At 36.0% G+C, this 12,866-nt stretch carries 11 protein-coding genes and 1 tRNA gene; 8 read left to right on the top strand and 4 right to left on the bottom strand.

Translation table 11 applies throughout. The annotated features are described in order from the left end of the window. Positions 1-46: 46 nt before the first annotated feature. Entirely contained in the window at positions 47-1,432 is a 1,386-nt protein-coding gene (locus tag A7A78_RS05010) for an MBL fold metallo-hydrolase (RefSeq protein ID WP_068761356.1), read from the bottom strand. Between the two features lie 142 nt (positions 1,433-1,574). Between A7A78_RS05010 and A7A78_RS05005 the strand changes: the two genes are divergently transcribed. Further along, positions 1,575-1,907: a hypothetical protein gene (locus A7A78_RS05005; protein ID WP_068761355.1), complete on the top strand. Its 333-nt coding sequence runs from the start codon at positions 1,575-1,577 to the stop codon at positions 1,905-1,907. Positions 1,908-1,925: 18 nt separating this feature from the next. Beyond that, the gene (locus A7A78_RS05000; protein WP_068761354.1) at positions 1,926-2,936 is read left to right on the top strand and encodes a M28 family metallopeptidase; all 1,011 of its coding nucleotides are present in this window, start codon (positions 1,926-1,928) and stop codon (positions 2,934-2,936) included. Positions 2,937-3,002: 66 nt separating this feature from the next. On the opposite strand, the gene A7A78_RS04995 is transcribed toward A7A78_RS05000, so the two are convergent. The 3 genes from A7A78_RS04995 to A7A78_RS04985 form a co-directional block, all read right to left on the bottom strand. After that, positions 3,003-3,078 (bottom strand) — tRNA-His (locus A7A78_RS04995). 88 nt (positions 3,079-3,166) lie between these two features. After that, a complete protein-coding gene (bshB1, locus tag A7A78_RS04990; protein ID WP_068761363.1) occupies positions 3,167-3,883 on the bottom strand; it encodes a bacillithiol biosynthesis deacetylase BshB1 in 717 nt (238 codons plus the stop codon). 10 nt (positions 3,884-3,893) lie between these two features. Continuing rightward, positions 3,894-5,060 carry a trans-sulfuration enzyme family protein gene (locus A7A78_RS04985; protein ID WP_068761362.1) on the bottom strand — a complete coding sequence of 389 codons (1,167 nt, stop codon included), beginning with the start codon at positions 5,058-5,060 and terminating at the stop codon, positions 3,894-3,896. A gap of 220 nt (positions 5,061-5,280) precedes the next feature. On the opposite strand from A7A78_RS04985, the gene hutI reads away from it, so the two are divergent. From hutI to A7A78_RS04955, 6 genes are all read left to right on the top strand, one after another. After that, complete coding sequence (gene hutI, locus A7A78_RS04980; RefSeq protein WP_068761353.1) at positions 5,281-6,519, top strand: imidazolonepropionase; 1,239 nt, start codon at positions 5,281-5,283, stop codon at positions 6,517-6,519. Next, the gene (locus tag A7A78_RS04975; RefSeq protein ID WP_068761352.1) at positions 6,516-7,520 is read left to right on the top strand and encodes a formimidoylglutamase; all 1,005 of its coding nucleotides are present in this window, start codon (positions 6,516-6,518) and stop codon (positions 7,518-7,520) included. Before hutI ends, A7A78_RS04975 begins: the two co-directional genes overlap by 4 nt. A gap of 205 nt (positions 7,521-7,725) precedes the next feature. Beyond that, entirely contained in the window at positions 7,726-8,217 is a 492-nt protein-coding gene (locus tag A7A78_RS04970; protein ID WP_068761351.1) for a hypothetical protein, read from the top strand. A gap of 131 nt (positions 8,218-8,348) precedes the next feature. Continuing rightward, the gene (locus tag A7A78_RS14855) at positions 8,349-11,252 is read left to right on the top strand and encodes a sensor histidine kinase (RefSeq protein ID WP_165593548.1); all 2,904 of its coding nucleotides are present in this window, start codon (positions 8,349-8,351) and stop codon (positions 11,250-11,252) included. Between the two features lie 2 nt (positions 11,253-11,254). Then, the gene (locus tag A7A78_RS04960; protein ID WP_068761350.1) at positions 11,255-12,001 is read left to right on the top strand and encodes a LytR/AlgR family response regulator transcription factor; all 747 of its coding nucleotides are present in this window, start codon (positions 11,255-11,257) and stop codon (positions 11,999-12,001) included. A gap of 60 nt (positions 12,002-12,061) precedes the next feature. Beyond that, positions 12,062-12,862 (top strand): MBL fold metallo-hydrolase, encoded by an 801-nt coding sequence (locus A7A78_RS04955; RefSeq protein WP_068761349.1) that lies wholly within the window; start codon positions 12,062-12,064, stop codon positions 12,860-12,862. Positions 12,863-12,866: the final 4 nt, after the last annotated feature.

The raw sequence follows: 12,866 nt of genomic DNA, 5'->3' as shown, positions 1-12,866 counted from the left end.
CCTTGGATTTAAATCCAAGGGTTTTCAATTTTATATCTATTTTAAATTATGCTTCTATAGAAATCCCTGCAGTTTTAATTGCCGCAAAACCTCCAGCAACATCAACAACATTATGAATTCCTCGGCTTTTCAAAATGGAAGCAGCGATAACCGAGCGATAACCACCCGCACAATGTATGTAGCATTTTTCGTTAGCAGGAAAATCATTTAAATAATCGTTTAAAAATCCAAGAGGCGCATGTTTTGCCTCTGGAATATGCGCTCCTTTGTATTCTCCATCGTTTCTGACATCAAAAACCGGAACGCTCTTTTCCAATTCTTCCTTAAATGTTTCCGCAGAAACCGATTCTAAGGTATCAATTTCCTTACCTGCGTTTTTCCAGGATTCAATTCCCCCACTTAAATACCCTAAAGTTCTGTCAAACCCAACTCTCGATAAACGGGTTACCGCTTCTTCTTCCCTTCCGGGAGAAACTACCAAAAGTATTTTTTGTTCAACATCGGCCAGCAGTGCGCCTACCCAGGGGGCGAAACCGCCATCAAGTCCAATAAAAATAGAACGTGGAATGTGACCGTCAATAAAATCGATTTGATTGCGAACGTCCAGTACAATTGCATCGGTTTCATTTGCAATTCGTTCAAAGGTTTCGGGATCCAACGGTTTTGTTCCTTCGGCAATAACTTCATCGAAAGAAGTATATCCTTCTCTGTTCATTTTTACGTTCATCGGGAAATAAAGTGGTGGTGGAGCCAAACCATCCGTTACTTCTTTAATGAACTCATCACGGGTCATATCTGCGCGTAGGGCGTAATTCATTTTCTTTTGGTTTCCCAAAGTATCCACGGTTTCTTTCATCATGTTTTTTCCGCAGGCAGAACCGGCGCCATGGGCTGGATAAACAATAACATCATCCGCCAAAGGCATTAATTTGTTGCGAAGGCTGTCAAACAATATTCCCGCAAGATCTTCCTGTGTAATTTCATTCGACTTTTGTGCAAGATCTGGACGGCCCACATCTCCTAAAAACAAGGTATCACCGCTGAAAATTGCATAATCCTTCCCATTTTCATCTTTCAACAAATATGTTGTGCTTTCCATGGTGTGACCGGGTGTGTGAATTGCAGTAATAGTAACATCACCCAATTTATATACCTCTTCATCCTTTGCCAATAATGCATCAAAAGATGGATTGGCGTGCGGCCCATAAACAATAGGTGCTCCCGTTTGCTGTGAAAGGGTTAAATGCCCACTCACAAAATCTGCGTGAAAATGTGTTTCAAAAATATATTTAATGGTAGCATTGTCATTTTTTGCACGTTCCAAATAGGGCTTCGTTTCGCGTAAAGGATCTATAATAGCAGCTTCGCCATTACTTTCAATATAATATGCCCCTTGTGATAAACAGCCTGTATAAATTTGTTCAACCTTCATTGTTTTCTATTTTCAGCAAATATAACAATTGTATTAGCTATAACTTTCAGAAGGAATGTCCAAAAATTCTATTTTCACAAAACTTTTGCATTAAGACATTTAACTTATTTTATCTTTACCCGGTAACTTAAATTAACTAATTATGAAAAAACTAGCATACATACTAATAACACTGCTTATCGTTTCCTGCTCTACAGAAAACAAGCAGGAAGAAGTAGTTCGCGAACTTGCCAAAAAAGATCTTGTTGAAAAATTACAACTTCCGGAAGGCACAAAATTCAGCGATGAAAATATTGAAGTTAAAGAAACCAGTACCGGAGAAGCTTCGTTGGGAGTTACTTATTTAATTAAGATCACAATAAAATCACAGGACAGCGAAGGAAATGAAATAGTGAAAACCCATACCATGAATTATAAAAAAATTGGTGAAGGCGGATTGGCTCCTGAGGATTACGAACTAATTTCTTTTGAATAAATACACGATAGCATTTCTATGAAAATTATACTTTTTTTTCTTTTTTCGCCTTTTATTTTTTCGTGTAATTCCACACAACATACCTCAGAAATTAAAAAAACCAATGTTGATTACGCAAATACCATAACAGCCCAAGACCTTAAAAAGCATCTTTATATTTACGCAGGCGATGAAATGGAAGGCCGGATGACCGGCACTAAGGGGCAAAGATTGGCTGCAGAGTATCTTCGTAATTTTTATATGGATGAAGGTATAGAATCTCCAATAGAAAAAAATAATTATTACCAAAACATCCCAGCCAGTTTTTTCGGTGGCAGAAGAGACCCTCAGCCCTCGGAAAATGTGGTGGCCTTTATTAAAGGCTCAGAAAAACCGGACGAGATTGTAATAATTTCAGCGCATTTAGACCATGTGGGGACAGACAAAGACGGAAATGTTTTTAATGGTGCCGACGACGATGGTAGTGGAACGGTTTCAATTTTGGAAATAGCACAAGCATTTCAGCAAGCTGTGAAAGACGGGAATGGCCCAAAACGCTCCATATTATTTTTACATGTTACAGGTGAGGAAATTGGCTTATATGGCTCAAGATATTACACAGAAAATCCAATCTTCCCATTGGAAAATACTGTTTGTGACCTTAACATAGATATGATAGGAAGAATTGACCCTAACAAAAAGGAAAATCCAAACTATATATATTTAATAGGGAGCAACAAACTGAGCCAAGAATTGCAGGACGTTTCTACTGAGGTGAACAACAAATACACAAAACTGGAATTGGATTACAAATATGACGATCCCAACGACCCAAACCGTTTTTACTATAGAAGCGACCATTACAACTTCGCGAAAAACAATGTTCCAATTATTTTCTATTTCAATGGCGTTCACGAAGATTACCATAAAATGACGGACACACCCGATAAAATTGAATATGATTTAATGGCGAAAAGAGCTCAGTTAATTTTTTACACTGCTTGGGAAATTGCCAATCGCGATAAAAGAATTACTGCTGATAAATTATAATATTTAAAAACAAAGAAGTGTTTTAAACGAAAAAATCCTCCCCAAAAAGGGAGGATTTTTATTTTCGGGTGGAAGACCGGTTTCGAACCGGCGACCTCTTGAACCACAATCAAGCGCTCTAACCAGCTGAGCTACAACCACCATTTATTGTGTTTTAAAACACAACTTCGCTAAGCGGACGCAAATATAAATCAATTATAACGGTTGCGCAATACTAACTTTGAAGAAAATTAAATTAAATCGAAAATTGAATTCACAGCAGCATAGCGTTCCACTGTAAAACCTTCTCCGTATTCAGTGCCGATAAGCCTGCCCAAATCCTGTGCTCTGTATGTTATACTATCCCTAAAATTGGTTGAAGAAATCGGCGTTTCTGGTTCATCTGCTTCTTTTTGATGGAATTGGCTTTTATATGCAAATACCACTTCCAATTTTTTCTCCAAAAAACCAGTTACATCAACTACAAAATCGGGTTCAATATTTTTCCATTGAATATAATGGTAAACGTGTTTTGGTCGCCAAGCTTTTTGATGATTGCCGTCCTGTATGGTTTCAATTTTTTGCAAACCACTTAAAAAACAAGCATCGCTGGCAAGTTTGCTGGCTTTTCCGTGGTCAATGTGGCGGTCATCAATAGCGTTGCAAAGCACTATTTCTGGTTGGTATTTTCTAATGATTTTAATTATTTCCAATTGGGATGCAGCGTTATTTACCAAAAAACCATCGGAGAATTCAAGATTATGCCGAAACTTTACGCCTAAAATTTCTGCCGCATTTGCAGCTTCTTCATCGCGTATTTCAGCTGTGCCTCGGGTTCCGAGTTCGCCTCTTGTAAGGTCTAAAATCCCAACTTTTTTTCCGTTTGCAATTTCCTTCGCCAGTGTTGCTGAACATCCCAATTCTACATCGTCTGGGTGTGCGCCAATGGCTAATATGTCAATCTTCATAAAATCTATTTTAAATTTTTTCCATTTTTGAAACTTTTTGAAAAGCCTCTTCCAAATCGGCAATTATATCTTCCGTTTCCTCAATTCCCACTGAAAAACGAAGCAAACCATCACTTATGTTTTGGCGTTTCCTTTCTTCAGCGGAAAGCAAAGCGTGCGAAGTTTTTGCAGGCGAAAGAATAGTAGATTCCACTCCCGCCAAACTCATTGATGGTTTTATCATTTTCAAAGCTTTTAAAAAATCTCCAACATTTAATGATTCATTTATTTCAAAAGAAAGCATCCCTGTGTAACCGTTCATTTGCTTTTTTGCAAGCTCGTGATCAGGATGGCTTTTTAGGCCTGGATAGTAAACTTTTTCAACCAACGGATGTTTATCAAGCCATTTCGCCATTTTTTTGGCGTTCATGTTTTGGGCTTTAACGCGAAGAACCATTGTTTTCATGCTGCGCTCCAACAGCCAAACTGTATAATCACTCAAGCTACCACCTAAGTTTTTTGCAAGGTTCCAGATTATTTTAATGTGTTCTTCACTTGCGGCCACCGCTCCCGCCAAAATATCACTATGCCCACCCATATATTTTGTGGCGCTGTGAATCATAATATCTATTCCGAAATCGGCCGGGGTTTGATTTACTGGGGAAGCAAAGGTATTGTCTATCATCGTTACAATGCCTCGTTGTTTTGCTATGCGCGAAATCATTTCCAAATCCGTGATTCGCATCAACGGATTTGAAGGTGTTTCAACAAAGATAACCTTGGTATTCTTCTGAATTTTTTCAGAAAAATCAGCTTCAGAAAAACCTTCGGCAAAAGAATATTCTATTCCGAATTTATGAAACTCTTCAACCACGAAATTATAGGTTCCACCATACAAAGTCTGCGGAAGTACTACGTGATCACCTTTATGCAAAAACGCTAGCATCGTGGTGCTCACGGCCGCCATTCCACTTCCGAAGATAAGTCCGGCTTCACTTTTTTCAAGCATTGCTATTTTTTTACAAAGCGCCTCTTGGTTTGGCGTATTGAAATAACGCGGATAGCGCTTTACATCAACATCTTCATAAGCGTAGCTACTAGACATATACAAAGGCGAAACAGCCCCTTTAAATTGCTTGTCCTCTACTTCGCCAATGTGTGTACAGATGGTGTTAATTCCTATATTTTTTGATTTCATTAAATAAAATTTTTCAAGGTGCTTAAAGGTATAAATAACTGGGAAGAAAATCCCAAATTTCAAAAACCAAATCCCAAATAAATCTCAGATTGGAAATTTTAAAGCAAACATTTTCGATATTGATTTATTAGGATTTACTTTTTAATTGGAATTTGGGATTTCATTATTGGGATTTACTTTTCCTATCTTTATAAAAAATTATCGCTATTAAATTCTCAAAATGAAATTACTGTTAACTCACATAAAAGAATTGCTTCAAGTCCGTGAAAACTGCCCCGCAAAACTCAGCGGAGAAGAAATGAAAGTGCTTCCAACCTTAAAAAACGCTTGGGTTTTTATAAACCATGGCGTGATTGAAGATTACGGAACTATGGATAAAATGGGGCCACACCAAGGTTTTAAGACTTTGGATTGCAGCGGAAAAATGGTGCTGCCAGCGTGGTGCGATAGTCACAGCCATATAGTTTATGCAGGAAATCGGGAACAGGAATTTGTGGATAGAATTAATGGCTTAAGCTATCAAGAAATCGCTGAAAAAGGCGGCGGAATCGTAAATAGTGCCAAAAAATTGCAAGAAACTTCAGAAGAAGATTTGTATCATCAATCTGCGGCACGTTTGGAAGAAGTGATGCGCCTCGGCACTGGTGCCATTGAAATAAAAAGTGGTTACGGACTTACAACTGACGCGGAATTGAAAATGCTACGCGTTGCTAAAAAACTTTCGGAAGAATATCCCATAACAATCAAAACCACTTTTTTAGGTGCGCACGCAATTCCAACGGAATACAAAGGCAATAAAGACGGTTATCTGGATTTGTTGTGCAACGAAATGCTTCCAAAAATTGCGGAAGAAAAGCTCGCTGACTACGTGGACATTTTCTGCGAAGAGGGTTATTTTTCAGTTGCAGATATGGAACGAATTCTTTCCGAAGGAAAAAAACATAACCTCATTCCTAAAGTTCACGTAAACCAATTCAACAGTATCGGCGGAATTGCCGCTGCGGTAAAACACAACGCTTTAAGCGTGGACCATTTGGAAGTTTTGACCGATGAAGATTTGGAAGTATTGAAAAATAGTATAACTATGCCCGTGGCACTTCCCTCCTGCTCTTACTTCTTGAGTATTCCATACACGCCGGGCAGAAAAATTATTGATGCAGGTTTGTCATTGGCGCTCGCCACAGATTACAACCCAGGTTCCACGCCCAGCGGAAATATGAATTTTGTGGTTGCAACAGCCTGTATAAAAATGCGTTTAACGCCCGAAGAAGCAATAAATGCTGCAACTATAAACGGAGCATACGCAATGGGGTTGAGCAAAACCCACGGCAGCATTACCAAAGGGAAAATGGCAAATCTTATCATTACAAAAGAAATTCCTTCCTACGGATATTTGCCCTATGCTTTTGGTAGTAATTTAATAGATTCAGTAATCATTAATGGCAAGGAAGTAAAATGAGTCTTTTGAAAATATATTCAGAAAAAGACATTGCTTCCTTTATAAAAAAGAGAGCTGGGGAATCCAAATTTGGTGAAAAAGTAAACTTTGTTGAAACGCTCGAAAATTTAAAAAATCACCCTGCAAAATATGTGCTTTTAGGAATTCCCGAAGATATTGGCGTTCGCGCAAATTATGGAAATGCAGGAACTTCAAAAGCTTGGGAAGCCGCTTTGGGAAGTCTTTTGAATATTCAGCATAACCATTTAACGAACGCTGAAAACGTGATTCTATTGGGTGAAATAGATTGCGAAACCCAAATGAAACAGGCTAAAGAAATTTCAAAAGAAGAACCACATTCAGTTGAAAAGCTTGGCGAACTTGTTACTCAAATTGACCACAAAGTTTCCGAAGTTATAAAAAAAATTGTGGAAGCTGGTAAGTTTCCAATCATCATAGGCGGCGGACATAACAACAGTTTTGGGAATTTAAAAGGCACTTCGGAAGCGTTGAAAAAGCGTATTAATTGCATCAATTTTGATGCGCATACAGATTTTCGAGCTTTGGAGCATCGTCATAGCGGTAACGGATTTTCGTATGCTTTTGAGGAAGGTTTTTTGGATAAATACTTCATCTTCGGACTCCATAGAAATTATACTTCGGAAGCGGTTTTCAATTCAATTAAAAAAAATTCAGAAAGGGTAAAATTCAATCTTTTTGAGGATATTTTGGTGAAACAAAAACTGTCTTTTTCCGAAGCAATGAAAGATTCTGAAAATTTCTGCTGCAAAAATAACTTTGGAATTGAGCTGGATATGGACGCTATAGAATTTATGGGAAGCAGCGCCATTTCACCCAGCGGATTTACTTTGACCGAAGCCCGACAATTTGTTTCCTATTTTTCAAAAATTGAGAATGCTAAATATCTTCATATTTGTGAAGGATCGCCATCTGCGGGGATTTTTCCGAATCAAGTGGGTAAAGTAATTGCTTATTTGGTTAGTGATTCCCTTACCAAATAGATATAAATCTTCATTGTAAAAATTAAAACAGCCTTAAAATCGTGCTGTTTTTTATTTCATACATTAAAACAAACCGTTTGTGGACCGAAATCAGCGGTTAGTGAATCTGCTATATTATTAATCGAGTGTATTCTAAATATTTGTGTTAACAAACACGGTAGCCGAAAAGTGTATAGAGTAGGCAAATATTTAAAATTCAATTAATATGAAAAATTTAATTCTAATTATGTTAATCGTTTTATCTGCAAATTGTAATGCCCAAATTAAAAAATCACGACAAGCTTTAAACCAGAACAGCGTGGTAAAAAAAGAGTCACTTAAAAATGATTCTTCTGAACAAGGTTGTGAAAATATAATTGCGGAAACATTTACGAATAAAAAAACGAGAAAAACATATAGTATAAGTGTTACTTTTAATGATAAAGACGAAAGCAATTTTAATTATAAAATCGATCCTCAATTTTACAAGGATTTTAAAACTAATTTTCAAAAAGTTGATTCATATTTACGAAAATCTATGGGCGATGATTATAATATCTTCGCTAGAGATGGAGGACACGCTGATTGTGTCAATAATTGTTTTGATAGATATACAGATGATAAAGGTAATAAAATACGAGGAAGAGGAGCATGTAGAGCCGGTTGTTGGGTTGATTCAGCAATAGAAATACTTAAAGAGGTTTCTTCCTTTTTATAATTGTTGGATTAAAATAAATATACCCACTTTAAGACTGAAAGTTTCAACTTCTATTTAATGGGTATTTCAACCAAAAACAATTAGAAAACCTATCTTTAAATGTGCTAGCCAAACTAACCATAATTATTTTTTTGAGTTCCTGGGCAATTACCTTTGCCCAGGAACCTTTACGTTTTACCACAAAACAAGGACTGCCCACCAATCATATTTATGACATAGCAGAAGACGTTGACGGCTTTATGTGGTTTGCCACAAAACAAGGCTTGGTAAAATATGATGGGGAATCATTTAAGGTTTTTACCATAAAAGACGGCCTGCCCAACAACGACACTTGGCTTTTGGAGCCTGATTTAAAGGGAAGGCTTTGGTTTTTTTCAAAAAGCCAGCGACAAGGTTATATTAAAAATGATAGTATACATACGTTTGCAACCAAGCAAAATGAAGTTATATCGCCTAGATTTATCTATAAATCGAAAGATAGTTTGTGGTTCAATGGAACATCTGGAGTGCAAACTTTTAATAAGGACAATATAGTTGATGCTGGGTTTTTCAATCATTCAAACCTCGATTCAATTAATATGAATTTATTGGAAATTCAAAAAAAGTATGGTTATAATAGTAAATTATCCATGCCTATTTTTGTTAATCCCGAAACCAATGATATTTTATTTTTTCAAAAGGATAAATTATTGGTTTATGATTGGAATTTAAGTTTTAAAAAAGAAATAACGGTAAATATTCCCTTGGAATTTGAAAATAAAATGATAGAAAACCAAGGACTATTGTACAATCAAATAGGGTATTTCGCCATGGGAAAAGGAGTTTTGTTCATTGACTTCAAAACCTATCACACTATTTATAAATCTTTTAATGAATTGGTGAACGTTGAGGAAGTTAAATATTTTAGATGTACGAGCCAAAAAGATAAAATTCAAGTAAGTATTCCCGGCAATCTTATAATTTTTGACAATGAATTAAATTTAAAGGAAACTCATTCCTTCCCGATGGATATGAGCAAGCTGAGTTTTAAGGACAATAATGGAAATCTTTGGATTGCAGACCTTTCAAATGGTCTATCAATGATTCCGAAAAACATTCAGCAAACGAAGTATTATTTAAAGAATAAAAAGATCCAAAAAATCAATATAATGGACAGTATTCTATATGCGGGCGTAAATGATGACGGCTTTTTCCAATATGTGGTTTCCGAGGATAACTTCAAAAAAATAAATCATTTTACCAAACAGAATGCAGAGATATATCAAATTAAAAAAAACAGGGCCAATCACATTAAATACTTCATTTCAGCAGGAAACTCCTTTATAATAGAACAATCTCTTTTGAAGCCATTACACTATGAAAAATTGAAAAGCACGGGAGATAAAGTTGCGGGAATTAAGGATATTGCTACACTAAACGGTTTTGATTACATAGTTACCAATAGCGCTATAATCCTAAATAAAAACAAGGGTGAACCATCAGAATTTATGGTCTTTAAAAATGGGCTTTTACTTGCCGAGATTTTCAAAAACCAATTATATACAGCCGGAAGCGATGGATTGCACAAAATTGTGGGTGATAAAATAGTAACGTTTAAGAGTCAAGATCCCTTGTTGAGCGTTTCAGTTTCAACGCTAATGCCAGATAATGATTACTTATTTGTGGGCACAGATGGCCGCGGAGTTTATCTTTATAATGATTCTGAAAAAATTTTCCATTTAAAAGAAACAGATGGTTTAAGCATTCAGCGGATTATAAAAAAAGAAAAAGTACTTTGGCTGGCGACCCAAAAGGGGGTGAAAAAAATAGCGTTGGACCAAAAAAATATAGAAGATTCCAAAATTATAGACGCCTTTTATACAGCAGACGGGCTTTGGCAAGACAACACCAACGATATTTTTATAAAGGATAGTTTGTTATATACTGCCAGCGATGACGGCTTAGCAGTTTTAAATATTAATAGTAAAAGCTATAAGAAAAAACCAAAATTATATTTCAATTCACAAAACGACACTTTATTCTTTAAAAATGGGGAGCGCGATCAAATTACTATTTCGTTTTCAACGCTTGATTATGTAAATCAAAAGCAAATTACCTATCAATATAGATTATTGCCTATTCAAAAAGAATGGGTTTCTACAACTACAAAAACTCTTAATTTTTCAAATCTTTCACCAAAACTCTATACACTGGAAGTAAAAGCTACCGATCAGCATTTTAACGAAACTATTTCCAAACAATATTTACACGTAATTCCTGCTTGGTACCAAACCTTAATTGCTAAAATTGGCTTTGGACTATTGGCGCTTTTTTGTCTTTGGTTATTTTTCAAAATTTTAAAAACAAGAATCAGAAAAAAAGAAGAAACAAAAGCACAGCACGAAAAAAAATTGGCCGGTTTGGAACTGCAAGCTTTACGAAGCCAAATGAATCCACATTTTGTTCACAACTCACTAAATGCAATTCAGTATTTCATTCAACGAAACGAAGTGGAACTTTCCGAAAATTATTTGTCAAAATTCTCACAGCTCATTCGGTTGTTTTTTGAATACTCTCGTTTACAAACTGTTACAATCAAAGAAGAACTAAGCTTGCTCAAAAATTATCTTGAAATTGAAAAGTTACGCTTTGAAGAAAAATTGAATTTTAATATTGTCGTTTCGGAAAAAATTGATGTTGAAGAACAAACCATTCCCTCTATGCTGTTGCAGCCCATTGTCGAAAATGCCGTAAATCACGGATTATTCCATAAAAAGGAAAGTGGAATTGTTACAATTAAGTTCATATTTATTAATGACTCTTCCTATGAAGTACTTGTAGAAGATGACGGAATTGGAGTAATTAAAGCGAAAAAACTTTTCAATACATCATCAAAAAATTATCGATCAAATTCTTCCTTAGTTTTACAAGAAAGAATTGAGTTGCTTAACCAAAGTACAAATTGGAATATTGAATATTCTATTAAGGACTGCTCAGAAATAGATATAGAAAAAACCGGAACCTGTGTTACCCTAACCTTTAACCAATCCCTATAATTATGAGTTTTACCGCCTTATTAATAGATGATGAGCGAAAAGCATTAGCTATTCTAAAAAACAAACTGGAGCGCTTTTGCACCAATATTGTGGTAATTGGCGAAACCCAAAGTCCGGTGGAAGGCTTAGCTTTAATTGAGAAATTGAACCCTCAATTGGTATTTTTAGATGTAGCGATGCCAGAAATGAGCGGGTTTGATCTACTTGCCAAAATCCCAAACCCCACATTTGAAATTATATTCGTAACTGCTTTTGACAGTTATGCTGTAGATGCACTAAACCATTGCGCTATTGGGTATTTGGTGAAGCCTGTAGATAACCAATCACTCATTGCTACAGTGCTAAAGGCTATAAAAAACATTGAAGCGAAGACTGCCTTGGAGAAAAACAAACTGCTTATCGAAAACTTGGGCGTCCAATCTTTTCAAGATCGAAAAATGGTCATTCCCAGCCAAGAGGGTCTGGAATTTGTAAAAATAGATTCCATAATCCATTGCGAAGGTACTGATGGTTATACCAAAATACATTTTGATGACAGAAAATCTATTTTAAGTTCAAACAGTATTGGCCATTTCAATAAACTTTTAAAAAACAGTGACTTTTTTTTGGTTCACAAATCACATCTCATAAACCTAGACCATATTCAAAAATACCTCAACGAAGGAACTTTAATTTTGAGCAATAACCATAAAGTACCTGTTTCCCGAAATAGAAGAGCAGATTTTCTTAAAACTTTTAAAAACAGTTAAAAAGCTTTTAAAAGGCTAAAAAACAAAAGCATTCTTAGTATCTTCATTAAAATTTTTTTTATGAAGAATCTAGCACACATTTTATTTCTGGCAATCGTATTTACAGCTTGCAAAAACACTTCAGAAAAAACGGAGCTCGAAGCAACGACTGATCCGCCAATACAAGTTATAAATCGTGGACCAGCGGTAACTGAAAAAGGTTTTATTATTAATCCTATAGAACACGCCAGCATGGTCCTCAATTGGGATGGAACCATAATTTATGTAGATCCTGTGGGCGGAAAAGAAGCATTTTCCGATTATACAGAGCCAGATATGGTTTTGGTTACAGACATCCACGGTGACCATATGGATATTCCTACTCTTGAATCAATTGTTAATGATGGCACCGTAATATATGCCCCAAAAGCAGTTTTTGAAAAAATGCCTGAAAGTCTGCAAAACAAAACACAAGTCATTAATAATGGCGAAATTACCAACGATTTTGAAATGACAATTGAGGCAATACCCATGTACAATCTTCGTCCCGAAGCTCTAAAATTTCACGAAAAAGGAAGAGGAAATGGGTATTTGCTTGAAAGAAATGGAAAGCGTATTTACATTTCCGGCGACACCGAAGATATTCCCGAAATGCGTAATCTTAAAAATATTGACATAGCCTTTGTTTGCATGAATATTCCCTATACAATGACCGTTGAAAAAGCAGCCGAAGCCGTGCTGGCATTCAAACCAAAAACCGTTTATCCCTATCATTATAGAGGTACGGAAGGTCTGAGCGATGTTGCCAAATTCAAATCATTGGTTGAAACTGGAAACCAAGATATTAAGGTTACTCAATTGGATTGGTATCCGAAAAAATAATTTC

This window comes from Aequorivita soesokkakensis (assembly GCF_001641085.1).
GTDB classification, from domain to species: Bacteria; Bacteroidota; Bacteroidia; order Flavobacteriales; family Flavobacteriaceae; genus Aequorivita; species Aequorivita soesokkakensis.
Note: the sequence above shows the minus strand (reverse complement) of the source record. Positions and strands in the feature narration are given on the sequence as shown.